The organism is Qipengyuania sp. R86523 (assembly GCF_044596365.1).
In the GTDB taxonomy this organism is placed as follows: Bacteria; Pseudomonadota; Alphaproteobacteria; order Sphingomonadales; family Sphingomonadaceae; genus Qipengyuania; species Qipengyuania citrea.
The window spans coordinates 528808-549485 of sequence record NZ_CP138997.1 but is presented as its reverse complement, the minus strand read 5'-3'; the positions used below and the strand labels follow the sequence as shown (position 1 = coordinate 549485).

18 protein-coding genes are annotated in these 20678 nt (G+C 64.8%); 9 read left to right on the top strand and 9 right to left on the bottom strand.

Annotation, left to right across the window (positions count from 1 at the left end; all coding sequences use genetic code 11):
- Positions 1 to 10 precede the first annotated feature (10 nt).
- On the top strand, positions 11 to 1168 hold the full coding sequence (locus tag SJY12_RS02680) for a penicillin-binding protein activator (protein ID WP_050600548.1): 1158 nt from the start codon (positions 11 to 13) through the stop codon (positions 1166 to 1168).
- A gap of 109 nt (positions 1169 to 1277) precedes the next feature.
- Positions 1278 to 3254 carry a DNA topoisomerase IV subunit B gene (parE, locus tag SJY12_RS02675; RefSeq protein WP_397505905.1) on the top strand — a complete coding sequence of 659 codons (1977 nt, stop codon included), beginning with the start codon at positions 1278 to 1280 and terminating at the stop codon, positions 3252 to 3254.
- On the opposite strand, the gene SJY12_RS02670 is transcribed toward parE, so the two are convergent.
- Positions 3251 to 4471: an alpha/beta fold hydrolase gene (locus tag SJY12_RS02670; protein ID WP_397505904.1), complete on the bottom strand. Its 1221-nt coding sequence runs from the start codon at positions 4469 to 4471 to the stop codon at positions 3251 to 3253. The genes parE and SJY12_RS02670 overlap by 4 nt on opposite strands.
- A gap of 90 nt (positions 4472 to 4561) precedes the next feature.
- On the opposite strand from SJY12_RS02670, the gene SJY12_RS02665 reads away from it, so the two are divergent.
- A complete protein-coding gene (locus SJY12_RS02665; protein WP_063505897.1) occupies positions 4562 to 5416 on the top strand; it encodes a MoxR family ATPase in 855 nt (284 codons plus the stop codon).
- Between the two features lie 81 nt (positions 5417 to 5497).
- On the opposite strand, the gene SJY12_RS02660 is transcribed toward SJY12_RS02665, so the two are convergent.
- Positions 5498 to 6898 (bottom strand): methyl-accepting chemotaxis protein, encoded by a 1401-nt coding sequence (locus SJY12_RS02660; protein WP_397505903.1) that lies wholly within the window; start codon positions 6896 to 6898, stop codon positions 5498 to 5500.
- Positions 6899 to 7022: 124 nt separating this feature from the next.
- Here SJY12_RS02660 and SJY12_RS02655 point away from each other — a divergent pair, with 124 nt between their 5' ends.
- Positions 7023 to 8207, top strand: coding sequence for a VWA domain-containing protein (locus SJY12_RS02655; protein ID WP_397505902.1), 1185 nt, complete (start codon positions 7023 to 7025; stop codon positions 8205 to 8207).
- A 72-nt stretch (positions 8208 to 8279) separates the two neighbouring features.
- Here SJY12_RS02655 and SJY12_RS02650 read toward each other — a convergent pair whose 3' ends face one another.
- From SJY12_RS02650 to SJY12_RS02640, 3 genes are all read right to left on the bottom strand, one after another.
- Positions 8280 to 9566 (bottom strand): MFS transporter, encoded by a 1287-nt coding sequence (locus tag SJY12_RS02650; protein WP_063505196.1) that lies wholly within the window; start codon positions 9564 to 9566, stop codon positions 8280 to 8282.
- A 168-nt stretch (positions 9567 to 9734) separates the two neighbouring features.
- Positions 9735 to 10937, bottom strand: coding sequence for an exo-beta-N-acetylmuramidase NamZ domain-containing protein (locus SJY12_RS02645; RefSeq protein ID WP_397505901.1), 1203 nt, complete (start codon positions 10935 to 10937; stop codon positions 9735 to 9737).
- On the bottom strand, positions 10934 to 11407 hold the full coding sequence (locus tag SJY12_RS02640) for a DOMON-like domain-containing protein (RefSeq protein ID WP_307019354.1): 474 nt from the start codon (positions 11405 to 11407) through the stop codon (positions 10934 to 10936). The genes SJY12_RS02645 and SJY12_RS02640 overlap by 4 nt, the downstream gene beginning before the upstream one ends.
- Positions 11408 to 11508: 101 nt before the next feature.
- Here SJY12_RS02640 and tyrS point away from each other — a divergent pair, with 101 nt between their 5' ends.
- From tyrS to SJY12_RS02615, 5 genes are all read left to right on the top strand, one after another.
- Positions 11509 to 12741 (top strand): tyrosine--tRNA ligase, encoded by a 1233-nt coding sequence (gene tyrS, locus SJY12_RS02635; protein WP_050600557.1) that lies wholly within the window; start codon positions 11509 to 11511, stop codon positions 12739 to 12741.
- Positions 12742 to 12850: 109 nt separating this feature from the next.
- Entirely contained in the window at positions 12851 to 13189 is a 339-nt protein-coding gene (locus tag SJY12_RS02630; RefSeq protein WP_050600558.1) for a PilZ domain-containing protein, read from the top strand.
- A 74-nt stretch (positions 13190 to 13263) separates the two neighbouring features.
- A complete protein-coding gene (locus SJY12_RS02625; RefSeq protein WP_397505900.1) occupies positions 13264 to 14574 on the top strand; it encodes an MFS transporter in 1311 nt (436 codons plus the stop codon).
- The gene (gene cysK / locus SJY12_RS02620) at positions 14571 to 15488 is read left to right on the top strand and encodes a cysteine synthase A (protein WP_397505899.1); all 918 of its coding nucleotides are present in this window, start codon (positions 14571 to 14573) and stop codon (positions 15486 to 15488) included. Before SJY12_RS02625 ends, cysK begins: the two co-directional genes overlap by 4 nt.
- A complete protein-coding gene (locus SJY12_RS02615; RefSeq protein ID WP_397505898.1) occupies positions 15488 to 16183 on the top strand; it encodes a dienelactone hydrolase family protein in 696 nt (231 codons plus the stop codon). The genes cysK and SJY12_RS02615 overlap by 1 nt, the downstream gene beginning before the upstream one ends.
- Before the next feature lie 45 nt (positions 16184 to 16228).
- Here the strand turns inward: SJY12_RS02615 and SJY12_RS02610 are convergent, their stop codons facing one another.
- The 4 genes from SJY12_RS02610 to hisI all read right to left on the bottom strand — a co-directional run bounded on the left by SJY12_RS02610 (position 16229) and on the right by hisI (position 20353).
- Positions 16229 to 17455: a diguanylate cyclase domain-containing protein gene (locus tag SJY12_RS02610; RefSeq protein ID WP_397505897.1), complete on the bottom strand. Its 1227-nt coding sequence runs from the start codon at positions 17453 to 17455 to the stop codon at positions 16229 to 16231.
- A gap of 217 nt (positions 17456 to 17672) precedes the next feature.
- Positions 17673 to 19478, bottom strand: a complete 1806-nt coding sequence (locus SJY12_RS02605; protein ID WP_397505896.1) for an acyl-CoA dehydrogenase C-terminal domain-containing protein — start codon at positions 19476 to 19478, stop codon at positions 17673 to 17675.
- A 51-nt stretch (positions 19479 to 19529) separates the two neighbouring features.
- Entirely contained in the window at positions 19530 to 19988 is a 459-nt protein-coding gene (locus SJY12_RS02600; RefSeq protein WP_050600563.1) for a MerR family DNA-binding transcriptional regulator, read from the bottom strand.
- Positions 19989 to 20020: 32 nt separating this feature from the next.
- Complete coding sequence (hisI, locus tag SJY12_RS02595) at positions 20021 to 20353, bottom strand: phosphoribosyl-AMP cyclohydrolase (protein ID WP_063506527.1); 333 nt, start codon at positions 20351 to 20353, stop codon at positions 20021 to 20023.
- Between the last annotated feature and the right edge of the window lie 325 nt (positions 20354 to 20678).

Genomic DNA, 20678 nt, shown 5'->3' with positions numbered 1-20678 from the left:
ACGCGGCAAGATGAAGCGCTGGACTATCGACCGCCGGGCAATGGTAACCGTGGGGCTGGCCGCCCTGCTGGGGGCCTGTTCGGTCATTCCCAAGGGCGCCGACCGCGCCGGACCGGTGGTCACCACGCCGACCCCCGAACCGACCCAGAGCCTGCCGAGCGACGAAACGCGCCACCGCATCGCGTTGCTGGTACCGATGTCGGGCACCAACGGCGCCGTGGGCCAGTCGATCGCCAACGCCACCACCATGGCGCTGCTCGACACCAATGCCAGCAATCTGCGGATTACCAGCTACGATACCGCCAAGGGCCCCGAAGCGGCAGCGCGCCAGGCGATCGCCGAGGGCAACAAGCTGATCCTCGGCCCGCTGCTCGGGTCGAACATCCCGTCGATCACCGCCACGGCGCGGGCGGCGGACGTCCCGGTCATTTCCTTCTCGAACGATACCGGCGCGGCCGGACCCGACGTGCTGATCATGGGGCACATTCCCGAGCAGTCGATCATGCGCACCGTGCAATATGCGCGCAGCCGCGGATCGCAGAATTTCGCCATCATCGCTCCCGATGGCGAATATGGCGCCCGTGCCGAGGAAGCCGCCCGCCGCGCGGTGGCGGCCTATGGCGGCACCATGGTGTGGACCGAACGCTACGCCCGCGGCAATACGTCGATCGTCAGCGCCGCCGAACGGCTCAAGGCGCATGGCGGGTACGACACCGTGCTGATCGCCGACGGCGCGCGTCTCGCGGCGCAGGCGGCCGGCGTGCTCAAGCCGCGTGCCGGCGGCACACCGCAATTGCTCGGCACCGAATTGTGGAGCGGCGAAGGCTCGGTAACGCGGGCCTCCGCGCTGCGCGGCGCGCTGTTCTCGGCCGTGTCCGACAATCGCTACAAGCGGTTCGTCGACAGTTACGAGGCGCGCTTCGGCAGCCAGCCCTATCGCATCGCCACGCTCGGCTATGACGCGGTGTTGCTGACGCTGCGCGTGGCGCGCGACTGGCGCGTCGGCCGCGATTTCCCCGACCGGGCGCTGCGCAGCGAGGACGGTTTCCTCGGTCTCGACGGCGCCTTCCGCTTCGGCCCCAATGGCCTCGTCGAACGCGCCTTCGAGGTCCGCGAGGTCCGTGACGGTGCGGTCGTGGTGGTCGAGAACGCCCCGGCCCGTTTCTGACCTCGGTCCCGTCCCGATGGACGCGGCCCGCACGCCCCGGCCTCGGTACGGTGGGTAAATCCGGCCGCGCCGCTTGTAAGGCAGCGGCCTAGAGCGGTATTCCTGCAGCATGTCCGACGATCTGTTCGAAAACACGCCCACGTCCAGCGGCGATTACGACGCTTCCTCGATCGAGGTCCTCGAGGGGCTCGAACCTGTCCGGCGGCGTCCGGGCATGTATATCGGCGGGACCGACGACCGCGCGCTGCACCATCTCGTGGCCGAAGTGCTCGACAACGCTATGGACGAAGCCGTAGCCGGGCACGCGACACGGATCGAACTACGGCTCGAGGAAGGCAATCGCGTCGTCGTCAGCGACAACGGGCGCGGCATCCCGGTGGGTGAACATCCCAAATATCCGGGCAAGTCGACGCTCGAGGTGATCCTCTCGACACTGCACTCAGGCGGCAAGTTCTCGGGCAAGGCCTATGCCACCAGCGGCGGCCTGCATGGCGTCGGCGTATCGGTGGTGAACGCGCTGTCGAGCGATACGCGCGTCGAAGTGGCACGCGACAAGCAACTCTACGCACAGAAATTCTCACGCGGCGAAACGCTCGGGCCGATCGAACAGCTCGGCCCTACCCCCAACCGCCGCGGAACCACGGTCAGCTTCGTGCCCGACACCGAGATTTTCGGCGACCGGCAGTTCAATCCGAAGAAGCTGTTCAAGCTGGCGCGCTCGAAAGCCTATCTCTTCGCGGGGGTCGAAATCCGCTGGAAATGCGCCCCCAGCCTGACCAGCGACGATGTCCCCGCCGAAGCGGTGTTCAAATTTCCCGGCGGCCTTGCGGACCACCTGGCCGAACAGCTCGGCGGGCGCGAATGCGTCACCGCGCAGCCCTTTGCCGGCACGCAGGATTTTCCCGACGAGGCCGGGCGCGTCGAATGGGCGATCGCCTGGCCGCTCTATTCGGACGGGTCGACCAGCTGGTATTGCAACACCGTGCCCACCCCTGACGGCGGAACGCACGAACAGGGCCTGCGCGCTGCGCTGACCAAGGCCCTGCGCGCCTTCGGCGAGCTGACCGGCGCGAAGAAGGCGAAGGACCTGACCGCCGACGATGTCATGGTCGGTGCTGAAGTCATGCTCTCGGTTTTCATCCGCGATCCGCAATTCCAGAGTCAGACCAAGGACCGGCTGACCTCGCCCGAAGCGGCACGGCTGGTCGAGAACGCAGTCCGCGACCATTTCGATCATTTCCTGTCGGACAATATGGACCGCGGCAAGGCGCTGCTCGGCCAGGTCATGGAGCGCATGGACGAGCGCCTGCGGCGCAAGCAGGAACGCGAGATCAAGCGCAAGACCGCGACCAATGCCAAGAAGCTGCGCCTGCCTGGGAAGCTGACCGATTGCTCGGGCGAAGGCGAAGGCGAGACCGAACTGTTCATCGTCGAAGGCAATTCTGCGGGCGGCAGCGCCAAGCAGGCGCGCAACCGCAAGACGCAGGCGATCCTGCCGATCCGCGGCAAGATCCTCAACGTGGCCAGCGCAACGGCGGACAAGATCCGCGCCAACAGCGAGATCGCCGACCTGACGCTGGCAATGGGCTGCGGCACGCGCAAGGACTGCGAGCCTGAAAACCTGCGCTACGATCGCATCATCATCATGACCGACGCCGATGTCGACGGCGCGCATATCGCCACGCTGCTGATGACCTTCTTCTTCCAGGAAATGACCGAAGTGGTGCGCGGCGGGCAACTCTACCTCGCGCAGCCTCCGCTCTATCGCCTGACCGCGGGCAAGGAGAGCCGCTATGCCCGCGACGACGAACATCGCGCCGAACTCGAGGCCACCGTGTTCAAGGGCAAGAAAGTCGATGTCGGCCGCTTCAAGGGGCTCGGCGAGATGAACCCCGCCCAGCTGCGCGAAACCACGATGGACCCGGAGACCCGCAGCCTGATCCGCATCACCCTGCCCGCCGAGTTCGAACAGCGCGCGGTGGTCAAGGAGCTGGTGGACCAGCTGATGGGCCGCAACCCCGAACACCGGTTCAATTTCATCCAGAACAATGCCGGCGACATGGACCGCGAGATGATCGACGCCTAGTCGGCGCTTTCGGTATGCACGTGCAGCTCGCCTTCGAGCGTGCGGTGGACCGGGCATTTATCGGCGATTTCGATGATCCGGCGGCGCTGGTCTGCATCCAGCGCGTCGCCGTGGACTGCAATCCGCCGGTTGAGCGCCTGCATCTTGGTGCCTTCCGCCATGGCTTCGGCGTGGTCGCAGCGATCCGCGTGGTTGCGCTCATGCGTGACTTCCACGGTCACGCCCTCAAGCGGCCAGCCCTTGCGGTCGGCGTACATCTTCATCGTCATCGCGGTACAGGTACCCAGCGCCGCGTTGAGCAGGTCGTAGGGCGTCGGGCCGCTGTCGTCGCCGCCATAGCTGCGCGGTTCATCGGCCACGAAGCTGTGGTTCGAGGTATGCACTTCGGTCCCGAACTTGCCGTGGCCGGTCTTGGCGACGATCCCTTCTTCGGGCAGCGGCCAGTCGTCGCGCAGCGGGAGATAGCGATTGGCCCAGGCGGCGATCATGCCGGCAGCGAATTCTGCCGACTGGCGGTCGAGCAGCAGGTGGTCGGCGCCTTCGAGGCTGACGAAGCTCTTGGGATGCCGTGCCGCGCCGAACAGCGCGCTGGCGTTCTCGATGCCGACGATATCGTCCGTCGGCGAATGGAGGAACAGCAAAGGGCAGCGCAGCTTGCCCACTTCCTCGAGCAGGTCGGTCGCCTCCACCCGCTCGATGAATTCACGGCTGAGCGAGAAATCGCGGCCACCGATCGTGACCGGCCCTTCCCCCTGCTCGCGGATGGCGTCGATATCGCCTTCGATCCGGCCCAGCACATGCGGCACATCGCTGGGCGCGCCGATGGTAGCGATCGCGGCGACCTTGTCGAATCCCAGATCGTCTGCCGCAGCGAGCACCGCCGCCCCGCCGAGGCTGTGCCCGACCAGCAGGACGGGCTGCGCAAACCGGCGCAGCAGGTCCTCGGCCGCAGCGACCAGGTCGGCGACATCGGTGGCGAAACCGGCACGGCCGAAGTCGCCTTCACTGCCGCCCAGCCCGGTGAAGTCGAACCGCAGACAGGCGATGCCTTCACGCGACAACGCGCGCGCCACACTGACCGCAGCGCGGCTCTGCTTGGTGCAGGTGAAGCAATGCGCGAACAGCGCCGCGCCGCGCACCAGCCCGGTCGGCATTTCCAGCGAGCCGGTCAGCTCGTGCCCCGCATCGGTGGCGATCGTGATCGTTTCGGTAGGCATGCAATCTCCCTCGCGTCTGAACCCATAACGCCCCCTTGCACGAGCGGTGCCCGGCCCCTAACGCTAACGTAAAGTTGCAAGGGAAAACCGATGACAGAACCGACCCGTTTTGAAGGCACCAAATCCTATATCGCGACCGATGACCTCAAGGTCGCGGTCAATGCCGCTGTTACGCTGAGGCGTCCGCTGCTGGTCAAGGGCGAGCCGGGAACGGGCAAGACGGTTCTGGCGCACGAGATTTCCAAGGCGCTCGACGCGCCGCTGATCGAATGGAACGTCAAGTCGACCACCAAGGCGCAGCAGGGCCTTTACGAATATGACGCGGTGGCCCGCCTGCGCGACGGCCAGCTCGGTGACGAGCGCGTCCATGACATTTCGAACTACATCCGGCGCGGCAAGCTGTGGGAAGCCTTCACCTCCGAAAAGCTGCCCGTGCTGCTGATCGACGAGATCGACAAGGCCGATATCGAGTTCCCCAACGACCTGTTGCAGGAACTCGACCGCATGAGTTTCGACGTCTACGAAACGCATGAGCGGATCGAGGCGAAGGAACGCCCGATCGTGGTCATCACCTCGAACAACGAGAAGGAACTGCCCGACGCCTTCCTGCGCCGCTGCTTCTTCCATTACATCAAGTTCCCCGACACCGAGACGATGCGCGACATCATCGAAGTCCACTTCCCCGGCGTGCAGAAGAGCCTGGTGACCAAGGCGATGGAAGTGTTCTACGAAATCCGCGAAGTGCCGGGTCTGAAGAAGAAGCCCTCGACCAGCGAACTGCTCGACTGGCTCAAGCTCCTGCTCAACGAAGACATGCCGCTCGAAGTGCTGCAGGATGCCAACCCCAATGCCGCGATCCCGCCGCTGCATGGCGCCTTGCTGAAGAACGAACAGGACATCATGATGTTCGAACGGCTCGCCTTCATGGCCCGCCGCCAGAGCTGATCACGCACAGCGAAATACGCATGTGAAAGGGGCGCGGACCGGATATGGTTCGCGCTCCTTTTCACGTCTGGAAAGCCGCCGTCAGTTGAAGCTGTACGCCAGTTCGAAATCGCCCCAGCGGCGGCCGTTGATAACCAGCGGGACATAGACATTGCGCACGACGACATAGTTCCGGCCGTCGCCTTCCTGCCGGTACACCGCCATCATGTAGGGATCGGTCTGGCTCTTGGCCTTCTTGTCGATCGCATAGAGCATGACGCGCCCGTTGCGGCAGTAGGTCGTATCATGCGTGACATCGCCGGTCGGCGCCCGGCAGCGATCGGTGATATGCGTGGGCAGGAAGCCGTTCATATCCGCTTCCGAACACATCAGGATCGGTCCGCCTTGCGCGACCACGCGGTCGTTGATCGGGCGCCAGTTCGCATCGGCCCAATCGCTCAGTGCAGTGCGGTACTGTTCGGGGTTGGTGCCGGGGACATATTGGTAATCGCGGTCGAACAGCTGGTCCATGCTGAGCGATCCGTCGGCGATCGCGGCTTCGGCGACGCCGGCGACTTCCGCGGCGAAGCGGCGCGCCTGCTCGACCATCCGGCTGTCATCGGGCGAAAGGTCCGCCTTGACCAGCTGGTCGAACATCTCGCTCGCGGTCATTTCCAGATCTTCGATCCGGCCATGCGCCGTACCGAGCTTGGTTTCGTTGACCGTGACCGCTTCGTCGAAATCGTCGAGCACACCCTGCACGCGGTGGACATGCCCCGAAATGGTGGCAGTGTTGCGCGCGATCAGGTCCTGCTGGCCGTCGACCTCGAGCAGCAGTTCGGTGACGCTGCGCATGGTATCCTCGATCGAGCCGACCGAGTTCTTCGCCTGGCTGCTCGCTTCCGCGCCGCTTTCGATCTTCTCGATCACCTGACCCGCTTCGTTGCCGAGCGTATCGATCGTCCGGCCGATCTCCTCGGTTGCCTTGCGGGTCTGGCTGGCAAGCGATTTCACCTCATTGGCGACGACCGCGAAAGTGCGGCCCTGCTCGCCCGCGCGCATCGCCTCGATCGTCGCATTGAGCGCCAGGATGTTGGTCGTCTCGGCGATCTGGTCGATCTCCTGGCTTGATCGGCGCACCTGGTCCATCGCCGCGGCAAAGCCGGTGACATGCTGGGTCAGCGTTTCGACCAGGCTGAGCAGATTGCCGATCTCGTTCAGCGAGTTGTTGATCATCGTCGAACCGTGCCTGAGCCGTTCGATCGCGCGTTCGGACAGCAGCCGGGCCTCGTCGCTCGCTTCGAGCACCTTGCGCTGATCTTCGTCGAGCGTCCGCACGGTGCCCTGCAACTCGCCATATTCGCTGCGCAGGTGGCCGAACGAATCGATCACGCCCTGGACGATACCCGCCACATCGGAACAGCCGACGGTGACCTTGCCGCAGGCGGCCGGAATTTGATCGAGAGCGGACGCGCCGCCCTTGTCGATCGCGCTGAGTTCCATGTGCTTACGACCCCCTTATTCGTCTTGATCAGCGAGGTTTAGGCGCTGATGGTTAGTGGAGGGTAAAAATCGGTTGCGATTCACACACTGGTGCACGCGCTCCACACGCGCTAAGCCGTTCGGCATGTTCTTCAATTTCGTCGACGAGCTTCGCTCTGCGGGCATTTCCGCAAGCTTCAAGGAACACCTCACGCTGATCGAGGCGCTCGACCGCGACGTGATCGAGCAATCGCCCGAGGCCTTCTACTACCTCAGCCGGGCGACCTTCGTGAAGGACGAAGGGCTGATCGACCGGTTCGACCAGGTGTTCCAGAAAGTCTTCAAGGGCATCCTCAGCGATTACGGGCAGAACCCCGTGGATGTCCCCGAAGACTGGCTGAAGGCGGTGGCCGAGAAGTTCCTGTCCGAAGAGGAAATGGAAAAGATCAAGGCCCTGGGCGACTGGGACGAGATCATGGAGACGCTCAAGAAGCGCCTGGAGGAACAGGAAAAACGCCACCAGGGCGGCAACAAGTGGATCGGCACGGGCGGGACATCGCCCTTCGGCAATTCGGGCTACAACCCCGAAGGCGTGCGGATCGGCGGGGAAAGCAAGCACAAGCGTGCGGTCAAGGTGTGGGAAAAGCGCGAGTTCAAGAACCTCGACAACACCAAAGAACTGGGGACGCGCAACATCAAGATGGCGCTGCGGCGCCTGCGCCGCTTTGCCCGCGAAGGCGCCGCCGACGAGCTCGACCTCGATGCGACGATCGAGGGCACGGCCAAGCAGGGCTGGCTCGACATCCGCATGCGGCCCGAACGGCACAATGCGGTCAAGCTGCTGCTGTTCCTCGACGTCGGCGGGTCGATGGATCCCTTCATCAAGGTGACCGAGGAACTGTTCAGCGCGGCCACGGCCGAATTCAAGAACCTCGAATTCTTCTACTTCCACAATTGCCTGTATGAAGGCGTGTGGAAGGACAACCGCCGGCGCTGGCAGGAACGCACCAAGACCTGGGACGTGCTCCACAAATACGGGCATGACTACAAGATCGTGTTCGTCGGCGATGCGGCGATGAGCCCCTATGAGATCACCCATGCGGGCGGCAGCGTCGAGCATATGAACGAGGAAGCCGGCGCCACTTGGATGCAGCGCGTGACCAGCACCTATCCGGCGACCGTGTGGCTCAACCCGGTGCCCGAAAAGCAGTGGAGCTATTCGCAGTCGACCAAGGTGATGAAACAGCTGGTCAACGACCGCATGTATCCGCTGACGCTCGACGGGCTCGACGACGCGATGCGCGAACTGAGCCGCAAGACCGGGGCATGAGAAAACCCCGGGCGTTGCTTACGCCCGGGGTCGTTGCTTCCAGCGGGTAGCGGACCAGGCGGCCCGCCCCGGCTAGTCCTTCTGATCGAGTTCCTCGTTGAGGCGCAGCGAACAGCGCCAGAAGAAGAACGCCGGCAGCAGCCCGAGGAACGTCGCGCCGTAAAGCACGTAGCGCACGCTTTCCTCGCCATAGGCGGGCTGCAGCAGATCGGACATCATCCCGAAGAACAGCGGTCCCAGCCCCAGCCCGATGAGGTTCTGGAAGAACAGCAGCACGGCGGCCGCGATCGCCCGGGCGCGCAGCGGCACGAGGCCCTGCACGCTCGAATAGGTGGGGCCGTAATAGAGCGAATTGCAGATCGTCGGGACGATCAGCAGGAACAGCGCCAGCAGCCAGTTGTCGGTCATGAAGGCCAGCAGCGCGAAGGGGATCGTCACCACCATGCCCACCGCGGGCGCGGTGAGCACATGACGGCGGTTCTTGGCGCCCCAGCGATCGGCGATATAACCGCCCAGGACCGTGCCGGCGATGCCCGCCCCGCCATTGACCAGCCCGAACCACAGCCCGGTTTCACCCGGCGTCAGCCCGTGCGTGCGCTGGAAGAAGATCGTGATCCAGGTCACCTTGCCGTAGGCGAGGAAGGCCGCGGCCGAACCTGCCGCCACCAGCAGGACGAAGGCGCGCGAGCTGAACATTGCCTTGAGCGCGACCTTCATCGGCATCTGTTCGGCCGACTGCTGCGTACCGGCCTGCATCATCCCGGTGCGGCGGGGGTCCTTCAGATAGGTGAAGACGACCACGGCCAGCGCAATGCCGGGAAGCCCGACGATCAGGAAGGCGTTGCGCCACCCGACCGAATCGGCAAGCAGGCCGCCGATCAGCATGCCCAGCAGCGTGCCGATGGGGATGCCGAGCGCGTAGAAGGCCAGCGCGGAGGAGCGCTTGGAGGGTTCGACCATATCCGCGATCAGTGAATGCGCAGGCGGCGTGCAACCCGCCTCGCCCACGCCCACGCCGATCCGCGCCAGCAGCAGCTGGATGAAATTCTGCGCCAGTCCGCACAAGGCGGTCATGGCCGACCAGATCGCCAGCGCTCCGCCGATCAGCCATGGCCGGTTGGTGGTCGAGCGATCCGAGAAACGCGCGATCGGCAGGCCGAGGATCGTGTAGAACAGTGCGAAGGCCAGGCCCGTCATCAGGCCGATCTGCGTATCGCTCAGACCCAGTTCGAGCCGGATCGGCTCGGCCAGGATGTTGACGATCTGCCGATCGATGAAATTGAAGATGTAAACTATCAGAAGGATCCACAGGGTAACCCTGACCGATCCACCAGTCTGCCGTGCTGCCGCAGTCGCCATTATAACCTCTCCCGAAGCGCGGGTATGCCCGTCACTTTCAAGTAGGCTCGCCTTCCCGGCGCCTTAGGTCAAGACCATTGATCGAAAATCGAACTTGCGGTCGGGTAGAAATGTTTGCCGCTGTCCAACCCTGCGACCGCGTACGGACGGCCGGTGCCGCCCGGCCGGTCAGCTGTAGGCCAGATGCGCTGCGATCGATTCGCGCCAAGCGGCTTCGTCCGCGCTGGCGACCCGGTCGAGATCGTCGGGAACGGCTTCACTGTCGTCGACCCATTCGCGCAGCACCGAACCCCCGTTGATCACATCGATCGCCAGGCGGTCGAGTTCGTATTCGTAAGGGAAATCGCGCCAGATCGGATAGTCGGGATAGAGAGCGCGGATGGACTTGAAGGCCAGCGCCTGCAACCGCCACGGGCGGAACGCGTGGTGATCGTAGAACTTGCCCTCGGCATGGATCATCAGCCCGTTGCACAGCGCGCCCGCGTGCTTGTGGAAAGTCGGTTCGAACCAGCATTCGCGAAGCGCCGAACCGCGCATCCAGACCGGGGCCAGACGATGCATTTCGGCCAGCACTGCCTTGGCATCCACGTCGGGCGCCCCGAACAGGACTTCCAGCGGCCGGGTCGTCCCCCGGCCCTCGCTTAGCGTGGTGCCTTCGAGCATGACGGTGCCGGCATAGGCCCGCGCCATGTTGAGGCTGGCCGCATTGGGGCTCGGATTGATCCAGATGCGGCTTTCGGGCCAGCCATAGCCGGGGCCACGGCCGGGCGACCAGCCCTGCATCTCGATCACCTGCAGATCCACGTCGAGCTTGAAATGCGCGACGAACCAGCGCGCCATTTCGCCCATGGTCAGCCCGTGACGCATCACCATCGGCGCGGCTCCGACGAAGCTCTCCTGACCGGGTTCGAGCAGGGTTCCTTCCACCGGCCCACCGGCAGGATTGGGGCGGTCGAGCACCCATACCGACTTACCCGTCTTCGCCGCCTCCTCGAGCAGATACAGCAGCGTGGTGACGAAGGTGTAGATGCGGCAGCCGAGGTCCTGCAGGTCGAAGAGGAAGACGTCGGCGCTGTCCATCATCTGCGCGGTGGGGCGCCGTACTTCGCCGTAGAGGCTGAAGACGGGGATGCCGTAGTGCGGATCGACCTCGTCCCCGGTCTCGACCATGTTGTCCTGCTTGTCGCCCTTGAGCCCGTGCTGCGGACCGAAGGCGGAGGTCACATTGATCCCGCGGTCGATCAGCGCGTCGAGCGAATGCGTGAGGCCCGCGGTTACCGAGGCAGGATGCGCGACCAGCGCGACCCGGCGCCCTTCCAGCGGCTTGCGCAGTTGCTCTTCCGTGACGAGCCGATCGATGCCAAATTTCATGGCGCGCTAGCTGCCCCAAGCCGCGCGGTGAAGCAAGACGGATCGTGGAAATCGGGCGCCTCTCTGCCATGAGCGAGCGCCCAGTAGCTCTTGTGCCCGCCGGTCTCCTCGATCACGCAGCTGATGCCCATCGCGCATTCCGTCTGCGGCAGCCCCGCGGCGGGCAGCGCGGCATCGAAGATCGCGAACTTGCCGCCCGGGCGCATCGTACAGACCGCATCGCGGGGCATCGGCCATTCGCTCATGCCGTCGCGCGGGGCCGAGAAGCGGTAGGCATTCCAGCGCTCGGAGGGCGACAGATTGAATTCGTGATAGGCGGTGTCCCCATCGGGCCGCAGGAACAGCTCGAAGCAGGTGGTCTGCCACAGTCCGTCGGCGCGTCCCTTGCCGGCAAATCCGGGGAGGACGAGATCATGCGCAGCCTCGATCCGCCAGCGCAGCGTCAGCCAGTTGGCATCGTGCGCGGTCACGCGCGCCTCCACCGCCGTTACCCCCAGTGCAGGGCATGCCGGATGCGGTTCCAATCGATAGATTTGCATGCCGCCCCTTACCTGCTAGCGCGCGCCTCGTCATGAACAACTATACGTCCGAACTCATGCGCGTGCTCGACGAGCGCGGCTATATCCACCAGGTCACCGATGCCGCAGGGCTCGATGCGCTTGCCGCCAGGCAGATCGTCCCCGGCTATATCGGTTTCGATGCCACCGCGCCGTCGCTCCACATCGGCAGCCTCGTCCAGATCATGATGCTGCGGCGCCTCCAGCAGGCGGGCCACAAGCCGGTCGTGCTGATGGGCGGCGGGACCACGCGGATCGGCGATCCGACCGGCCGCGACGAGAGTCGCAAGATGCTCACCGACGAGACGATCGCAGCCAATATCGAGGGGATCCGCACCGTCTTCGAACGGTTGCTGACCTTCGGCGAGGGGCCGACCGATGCAGTCATGGTCGACAACCAGGACTGGCTGGGCGAACTCGGCTATATCGAGATGCTGCAGAAGGTCGGCACACATTTCACAGTCAACCGGATGCTGACTTTCGATTCGGTGCGGCTGCGGCTCGAGCGCGAGCAGCCGATGACCTTTCTCGAATTCAACTACATGATCCTGCAGGGATACGACTTCCGTCACCTGGCGCAGGATATGGGCGTGCGGCTGCAGATGGGCGGCAGCGACCAGTGGGGCAACATCGTCAACGGGATGGAGCTCGGCCGCCGGATGGATGGCAGCGAGCTGTTCGGCCTGACCACGCCGCTGCTGACCACCGCCGATGGCGGCAAGATGGGCAAGACCGCCTCGGGCGCGGTCTGGCTCAACGAAGCGCAGCTGCCGAATTACGACTTCTGGCAATATTGGCGCAATGTCGACGACCGCGACGTGGGCCGCTTCCTGCGGCTGTTCACCGACCTCGACCTGGCTGAAATCGCCCGGCTCGAAGCGCTCGAAGGCGCGCAGATCAACGAAGCCAAGACGGTTCTTGCCAATGAAGTAACCACGCTCGTTCGGGGTGCCGAAGCCGCGCGGCTCGCCGAGCGCACCGCGGCCGAGACCTTCGCCGGCGGCGGCGCGGGCAGCGATCTGCCGACGCTTGCCGTGGGCGCGGACGGCATGCGGATCGGCGCGGTGCTCACCGAGCTCGGCTTCACCGCTTCGAACGGCGAGGCCAAGCGAAAGCTGGCCGAAGGCGCGGTCAAGCTCGACGGGGCAGTGATCACCGAACCGGGGCATCTGGTAACGGTCGCGCAAGGCAGCGAATGCAAGCTCAGCCTGGGCAAGAAGAAGCACGCAATCATCCGCGCGCAATAAGCGGCGAAGCGAGCATCAGGAACGTCGAAAGGCCCCGATTGTTTACCATTTGGAAGACTTTTCCGCGCATAGTATATTTCGTCTTAAGCACTTCAAAGGGAACGCCAGCATGACTGTCGGAGCACAACTGAGCGTAACCGACCAGCGCCGGATGGCGCGTCATCCGGTCGACCATCCCGTCATCGCCGAACATTTCGGAAAAGGCGACGTGCACCTGCATATCGCCAACGTCTCCTCCAACGGCTTCATGATCGACAATGCGGAAGACATCGCCCGCGGCGAACGCGTGATCGTGCGCTTGCCGGTCATCGGCCGGATCGAGGCCTATTGCATCTGGATCCGCGACAACCGCGCCGGCTTCCAGTTCGAACGGATCATCCGGGTCGACGATTTCCTGGCGATGATCGACACGCTGCAGCCCAATCCGCGGCTGCGCAAGCTGCGCTGATTTCCAACCGCTTCTTCTAGAACGACAAGCAGGCCCGCCTTCACAACCGAAGGCGGGCCTGCCATGCGTCCGGGGTGAACGACACCAGCAAGCTTTCCCCCGACGCATCGCCCCTCAGGATCGCGAACTTCCGCGCCTACTGGCTCAGCCGCCTGTCGATGACGCTGGCGCAATATGCGATGATGCTGATCATCGGCTGGCAGACCTACAATCTGGCACGCGACGGCGGGATGGGGGTCGGCGCCGCGTCGGGCCAACTGGCGCTGATCGGTCTGCTGCAATTCATCCCACTGTTCCTGCTGACGCCCTTTTCCGGCTGGGCGGCGGACCATTTCGACCGGCGCAACATCGCCCGCCTGACCGTGCTTGCCCAGCTGGGCTGCGCGGGCACCCTCGCCTGGTTCACCTGGAACGAGACGCTCACGGTCACCGTATTGTTCGGCGTGGCGATCGTGCTCGGGATCGTCCGCGCGTTCAACGGCCCCGCGCTGTCCGCGCTGGCCCCCAATCTGGTACCCAAGGCGGTCCTGCCCAACGCCATCGCGTTGTCGAGCATCGCCTGGCAGGTCGGGATGATCGTGGGTCCGGCGATCGGCGGCTACACCTACGCAATCCTGCCCGCCCTGCCCTATATCACCGCCTTCGCGCTGTTCGCGGTATCGCTGGCCGCGCTGAGCCTCATCGGCAAGGTGCCGCAGCCAGCGCGCGCCGCGAACAGGCGCCCGATCCACCAGATGGTCGAAGGGCTGCGCTACGTGGTCCGCAACAAGATGGTGCTGGGCGCGATCACGCTCGACCTGTTCGCGGTCTTTCTCGCCGGGGCGACTGCGCTGTTCCCCGTCTATGCGCGCGATATCCTGGAAGTCGGCGAAACCGGGCTGGCGCAGCTGGCGATGGCGCCGGCAGTGGGCGCCGCGCTTACCGCGCTGTGGTTCAGCTTCCGTCCGCTCAAGACCAATGTCGGGCCCAAGATGCTGTGGGCGGTGGCGGTATTCGGACTGGCCACGGTGGTCTTCGGGCTCTCCAAGACGATGCCGCTCAGCCTCGCCATGCTGTTCATCATCGGTGCGGCGGACATGTTCAGCGTCTATATCCGCCAGTCGCTGATCCAGCTGCACACGCCCGACGACAAGCGCGGCCGCGTGTCCTCGGTCAGCCTGCTGACGATCAGCGCGTCGAACGAATTCGGCGATTTCTTCTCGGGCAGCCTCGCCTTCCTGTTCGGCCCGGTGATCGCGGTGGTCGGCGGCGGGGTCGGCGCGATCGCCACGGTCGCGCTGTGGTCGCGAATTTTTCCCGTCCTGCGGACAACGCGGACCTTTGACCCGCCTGACGAATTGTTAGACACTCCCCCCGAAGAGAAATTGCAGGAGCAGATGCCATGAAAGCCAACTCCGTCCTCGCCACGATCGGCGATACCGCCCACATTCGCCTGTCGCGCCTGTTCCCCGACCACGAGGTCTGGGTGAAGAACGAGCGCGCCAATCCGGGCGGTTCGATCAAGGACCGCATCGGCCTCGCGATGATCGAGGATGCCGAAGCGGCGGGCAAGCTCAAGCCCGGCGGCACAATCGTCGAACCCACCAGCGGCAACACCGGGATCGGCCTGGCGATGACTGCCGCGGTCAAGGGTTACAAGCTGGTGCTGGTCATGCCCGAAAGCATGAGCGTCGAACGCCGCCGGCTGATGCTGGCCTATGGCGCGACCTTCGACCTGACGCCCAAGGAAAAGGGCATGAAGGGCGCGATCGAACGCGCGCAGGAACTGGTCGAACAGACCGAAGGCGCCTGGATGCCCAGCCAGTTCGACAATGAAAGCAACTGGAAGGTTCACGCGCGCACCACTGCCAAGGAAATCCTCGACGATTTCGCCGATACGCCGATCGATGCGATGATCACCGGGGTCGGCACCGGCGGACACCTGACCGGCTGCGCCGAAGTGCTCAAGCAGAGCTGGAGCGCGATGAAAGCCTATGCGGTCGAACCGCAGGGCTCGCCGGTCATCAGCGGCGGCCAGCCCGGCCCGCACCCGATCCAGGGCATCGGCGCCGGCTTCGTCCCCGACAATCTGCACACTCAGGCGATCGACGGCGCGATCCAGGTCGATCCCGAGGATGCCAAGGAAATGGCCCGCCAGTGCGCTGCGAAGGAAGGCCTGCTGGTGGGTATCTCAAGCGGCGCGACATTGGCCGCAATCAAGCAGAAACTGGCCGATCTGCCTGCCGGATCGCGCGTCCTGGGCTTCAATTACGACACTGGCGAACGGTACCTTTCGGTGCCCGATTTCCTGCCCGAGTGATGCCTTTCGAGAAGGTCGGATATGAAGACGGCGCGGTCGCGCTGACCGCGCTTTACGCGCGGCCCGCCGCCCCAGCCCGCGCCGCGGTGGCGATCTATCCGACCTTCATGAACACCACCCCCGCGGTCGAGGCGAAGGCCGCTGCACTCGTCGATGCCGGTTACGCAGTGCTCATCGGCGATTTCTACGGGCCCGAAGCCCCGTCCGATGCCGACCAGGCTTTTGCCGCCATGGGCCGGCTGCGCGGTGACCCGCCGGCCATGCGCCAGCGCCTGCGCGCCACGCTCGATCTTCTGCGCCGGCTCGAACCCGATGTGCCGCAAATGGCGATCGGTTTCTGCCTCGGCGGCATGGCAGTGCTCGAAATGGCGCGCGACGGGCAGGATCTCGCTGCCGTGGTGAGCTTTCACGGCCTGCTCGAAACCGCCTTGCCCGCCGGCAAGCCGATTATGCCGCGGATCCTGGTATGCCACGGCGATGCCGATGCGCTGGTCCCCCGCAGCCGGGTCACCGGTTTCTGGGAAGAAATGGACGCGGTGGGGGCCGATTGGCATTTCCACAGCTATGCAGGCGTCCAGCATGGCTTCACCACGCCGCGCATGCGCGACGGTTCGCCCAATCCCGCCTATGACGCAAGTGCCGACCGCCAGAGCTGGGCGGCGATGCATGCGCTGTTCGACGAAGTGCTCGGATAGGGTAAGCGCCCTGACGGAATTGCCGCGCGAGGTCCGGTAGCAGGCTTAACCGAAAGATTGGACCAATCGGTCGGACGGGGCGGCAAATTCCGCCGCTGCAGCGTCGGGCTTGACGGACCGCAGGCGCGGAGCGGCACAGACCGTGTCGCGCCCGGCCGCTTTCGCTTCGTAAAGCGCCAGGTCGGAGCGGCGACAAAGGTCCGAAAGCCGCTCGCCGAATTGCAATTCAGCCACGCCGAACGACGCGGTAACGGCGGGCGCGTTGTCGAGCCGCACCGGCAGGTCCCGCGCCACCGCCAGACGCATCCGTTCGGCCAGAGCCTGGGCCTGCGCAGTGGTGCGCCCCGGCAGGAGGATGGCGAATTCTTCGCCCCCCAGACGCGCGACCAGATCGTCGCTTCCCACCGTATCGTCCAGCAGCCCGGCGAGATCGGCAATCACCCTGTCGCCTGCCGCGTGGCCGAAACTGTCGTTGATGGCCTTGAACCGGTCCAGATCGAGCGTGATCAGCGACAGGGGCCGGTCGGTCCGCCGGGCCCGGACCACCGCCCGATCGCCGTGCGTTTCGAAGCCGCGCCGGTTGAGGGCGCCGGAAAGCGGGTCGGTTTCCGACCGGGCGATCATTTCCATCGTCGTGTCGCGCATGATGACCAGCAGCAGCACCAGCGCGAGTGCGATCAGGACCACCGATCCCATCGTCTGCGAGATCGCCGCATAATCGGAAGCGAGATAGGCTTGCGCGTGGTCCGCGGTGCCGATCCACCAGGCAATCGCGGGTTTGGCCAGGTAGACCAGCACCGCGAGGGCGCCGACCGCGACCAGCAGCCGGTCGAGCGCCAGCTTACCGCCGGACCGCACGACGACCGCGACCATCAGCACCTGCATTGCCGCATAGGGGAGCTGGTAGAGGAGCGTCCGCAGGGCCGAACCGTACGGCAGTCCGAGCATGACGGGGACGAAGGCCAGCCCGGCAAGCCAGACGATGGCTGTGGCGGACCGGGGCAGCGCTGCGCCATAATGCCGGGCGACGCCGATCAGGCCGCAGGTCAGCGCCGCCAGATAGCTGACATAGATCGCCACCACGACCGGAGTGGGCTGCGCCAGCGAGGGCAGGATGAACTCCAGCGCCACATCGATCACGCCAATGCCATAGGCCGCCGCCAGCCAGCGCGCGCCGCGAACCGTCGGGTTGGTCGACGCCACCACGGTGAACGCAACCGCGAACAGGGCGGCGATGAACATGTTGATGCTGAGTACGAACGCGGCTGTCATAGGCGGGATATCCGAGAAAGGTCTTCCCTAACCGGCAAGTCCGAAATCTTGGTAAACGCACGCGGGTTCGGGCGCGCTGATTTGCTCCGCAGGCGGCGCGTGCCGGGCCGACGCGGCTGCGATCACCACTGCGGAACCCCGCGCAAGCCCTTGCCAGGCAAACAAAAAGGGCCGGGGACTGGATCGCCCCCGGCCCGTCATGCCTTCCTGCGGAAGGTTAAGCTGCGGTCGCGAACGCGTCCTCGTCCAGCGCCATCAGGCTTTCGCTGCCCGCTTCGAGCTTGCGGCGCAGCGCGCCGGCGTCGGGCAGGTAGCGGTCCATGTAATAGCGCGCGGTCGCGATCTTGCCTTCGTAGAAGGCCTTGTCCTCGCCGCCTGCGGCAAGCGCGGCCTGCGCAACCTTCGCCATGCGCAGCCACATCCAGCCCAGCGTCACGATGCCCATGATGTGCATGTAGTGATGGGCGCCTGCGCCAAGATGATTGGGGTTCTGCATCGCGTTCTGCATGAACCACATCGTCGCCGCCTGCTGCTGGCCCAGCGCCTTTTCGAGCGCTTCGGCCATCGGGGCGAGCGTATCATCGCCCTTGGCGTCGGCGATGTCGTCGCTCACCACCTTGAAGAAGGCCTGGATTGCCGCGCCGCCCTTCTGCGCCAGCTTGCGGCCGCACAGATCCATTGCCTGCACGCCATTGGTGCCTTCGTAGATCTGCGCGATCCGGGCGTCGCGGACGAACTGGCTCATGCCCCATTCCTCGATGTAGCCATGGCCGCCGAAGACCTGCTGCATGTTGGTGGCGACTTCATAGCCCTTGTCGGTGCCGTAGCCCTTGATGACCGGGGTCAGCAGCCCGATCAGCATGTCGGCCTGTTCGCGCTCTTCCTCGGTCTTGGCCTTGTGGGTCAGGTCGACCTGCAGAGCGCCCCACAGGCACAGGGCGCGCATGCCTTCGGTGAAGGCCTTGGCGTCCATCAGCATGCGGCGCACATCGGGGTGCACGAAGATCGGGTCGGCCTGCGCCTCGGGTTCCGCCGGGCCGGTCAGAGCGCGGCCCTGCCGGCGATCGAGCGCATAGGCGACCGCGTTCTGATAGGCGACCTCGGCCTGGCTGAGACCCTGGATGCCGACGCCGAGACGCGCAGCGTTCATCATGATGAACATCGCGGCGAGGCCCTTGTTCTCCTCGCCCACGAGCCAGCCCTTCGCGCCATCGTAATTGAGCACGCAGGTGGCGTTGCCATGGATGCCCATCTTGTGTTCGATCGAACCGCAGACCACGCCGTTGCGCTCGCCGATCGAGCCGTCGTCGCCGACGAGGAACTTGGGCACGACGAACAGCGAGATGCCCTTGCTGCTGTCGGGTGCGCCGGGGGTCTTCGCCAGCACGAGGTGGATGATGTTCTCCGCCATGTCGTGTTCGCCGGCCGAGATGAAGATCTTGGTCCCGGTGATCGAATAGCTGCCGTCGGCTTGCGGTTCGGCCTTGGTCCGGATCATCCCCAGATCCGTCCCGCAATGCGGTTCGGTCAGGTTCATCGTGCCGGTCCATTCGTTGGAGATCATCTTGGGAAGATACTTCTCCTTCTGCTCCTGACTGCCCTTGGCGAGCAGCGCGGAGACCGCCCCGTTGGTCAGGCCGGGATACATGCCGAAGGCCTGGTTGGCGCTCGACACGAATTCCTCGAAGGCGAAGCCGAGGACATGCGGCATGCCCTGCCCGCCGAACTCTTCGGGCTGCGACAGCGTGCCCCAGCCCGCTTCGCGGAACTGGTCGAAAGCTTCCTTGAAACCCTTGGGCGTGGTGACCGAACCGTCTTCGTGGCGGGTGCAGCCTTCCTGGTCGCCCGACTGGTTCAGCGGGGCGAGCACTTCGGCGCAGAACTTGCCGCCTTCGTTAATCACCGCATCGGTGACATCGACGCTGGCGGCCTCGAAGCCGGGCAGGTCGGCATAGCCGGCGAGATCGAGCATCTCGTTGATGATGAAGCGGGCGTCGCGGGTCGGCGCGGTGTAACTGGGCATCTGCGTGTCCTTAGGGTTGGGGGGTGTCGGTTGTAGGGGCCTTGCGGCACATCATTCGGTTTCGAGCCGTTCGATCTGGTCGATAAACTCGGTCAGATCGGTGATCGAGCTGTCGATATCGTCACGCTGTTCCTTCAGCTTGGCGACATGCGCCTTGCACTTCTCGATCGTGACGCGCCGCTGTTCGACCCGGCCATCGCCGAGATCGTAGAGGTCGATCATCTCGCGGATCTCGGTCAGCGAGAAGCCCACGTTCTTGGCGCGCATGATCCACGCGAGACGGGCGCGATCGCGCTTGGAATAGATGCGGGTCAGGCCGATCCGCGAAGGCGCGATCAGCCCCTCGTCCTCGTAGAAGCGCAGCGCACGCGCGGTGCAGCCGAATTCGCTGGTGAGGTCCGAGATCGAATATTGTTCGCGCCCCAGCTCGTCGGGCCGTTCGATATGTGCGCCGGCGTGGCGGCGATCGCTGGTTTGCGCACGAGGATCGTTGGGCAGCGGCTGTGTCATGCCGCGTGCATAATGGAACGTTTACGTAAGCGTCAAGTCTTGACGGGTTGGAGAACGTCACCGACGAGTTCGCGGTAGAAACAGCTTGGCGCCCCCGTGTGGCAGGTCGGCCCCGCAGGGGTGCATGACAGGACCAGTGCGTCCTGATCGCAGTCGACAAAGATCCGCTCGACCCGCAGGACATGGCCCGAAGTCTCACCCTTCTGCCAGAGCTTCCCGCGCGAGCGCGAATGGAAGTGCGCAAGCCCGGTTTCGCGTGTCGCAGCCAAAGCCTCGGCATCCATGAAGCCGACCATCAGCACCGCCTGCGTCGCATGGTCGACGACCACCGCGGTCAGCAATCCCTTGTCGTCGAACTTGGGCATGAAGTCGCTGCCGGCTTCCCGGTCGGTACGCTCACTCACTCTCTTGGCCTTTCACATCGGAAACTGCGCGCCCTGTTGTTGCAAGATAACCACAAAGTCGACCCAAAATCGGACATTGTTGCAAATGCCTGTTTGATGATCGCGAAGTTTCGGGAACATATGCAGCGCAGGCAAATGAGGCCTGCCCACCGGAACAACGGTGCCATCAGAGCGCCAGGGTTCAGGGGGTCACCGGGTTCGCTGCCGCGATCGAGGGGTTGCGGCGCATCCGGGAACGATGAGGGATGGATCCGAGGTGCATGCTGGGGGGCTGCACCATGCCGCA

Excerpts from the sequence above, each read along its gene's own strand:
- SJY12_RS02615 (WP_397505898.1), top strand. The coding sequence starts at position 15,488 with ATGCCTTTCGAGAAGGTCGGATATGAAGACGGCGCGGTCGCGCTGACC.
- SJY12_RS02655 (WP_397505902.1), top strand. The coding sequence starts at position 7,023 with ATGTTCTTCAATTTCGTCGACGAGCTTCGCTCTGCGGGCATTTCCGCA.
- SJY12_RS02650 (WP_063505196.1), bottom strand. The coding sequence starts at position 9,566 with ATGGCGACTGCGGCAGCACGGCAGACTGGTGGATCGGTCAGGGTTACC.
- SJY12_RS02660 (WP_397505903.1), bottom strand. The coding sequence starts at position 6,898 with ATGGAACTCAGCGCGATCGACAAGGGCGGCGCGTCCGCTCTCGATCAA.
- hisI (WP_063506527.1), bottom strand. The coding sequence starts at position 20,353 with ATGCCCAAGTTCGACGACAAGGGATTGCTGACCGCGGTGGTCGTCGAC.
- parE (WP_397505905.1), top strand. The coding sequence starts at position 1,278 with ATGTCCGACGATCTGTTCGAAAACACGCCCACGTCCAGCGGCGATTAC.
- SJY12_RS02600 (WP_050600563.1), bottom strand. The coding sequence starts at position 19,988 with ATGACACAGCCGCTGCCCAACGATCCTCGTGCGCAAACCAGCGATCGC.
- SJY12_RS02630 (WP_050600558.1), top strand. The coding sequence starts at position 12,851 with ATGACTGTCGGAGCACAACTGAGCGTAACCGACCAGCGCCGGATGGCG.
- SJY12_RS02610 (WP_397505897.1), bottom strand. The coding sequence starts at position 17,455 with ATGACAGCCGCGTTCGTACTCAGCATCAACATGTTCATCGCCGCCCTG.
- SJY12_RS02645 (WP_397505901.1), bottom strand. The coding sequence starts at position 10,937 with ATGAAATTTGGCATCGATCGGCTCGTCACGGAAGAGCAACTGCGCAAG.
- SJY12_RS02605 (WP_397505896.1), bottom strand. The coding sequence starts at position 19,478 with ATGCCCAGTTACACCGCGCCGACCCGCGACGCCCGCTTCATCATCAAC.
- SJY12_RS02670 (WP_397505904.1), bottom strand. The coding sequence starts at position 4,471 with ATGCCTACCGAAACGATCACGATCGCCACCGATGCGGGGCACGAGCTG.
- tyrS (WP_050600557.1), top strand. The coding sequence starts at position 11,509 with ATGAACAACTATACGTCCGAACTCATGCGCGTGCTCGACGAGCGCGGC.
- SJY12_RS02665 (WP_063505897.1), top strand. The coding sequence starts at position 4,562 with ATGACAGAACCGACCCGTTTTGAAGGCACCAAATCCTATATCGCGACC.
- SJY12_RS02680 (WP_050600548.1), top strand. The coding sequence starts at position 11 with ATGAAGCGCTGGACTATCGACCGCCGGGCAATGGTAACCGTGGGGCTG.
- cysK (WP_397505899.1), top strand. The coding sequence starts at position 14,571 with ATGAAAGCCAACTCCGTCCTCGCCACGATCGGCGATACCGCCCACATT.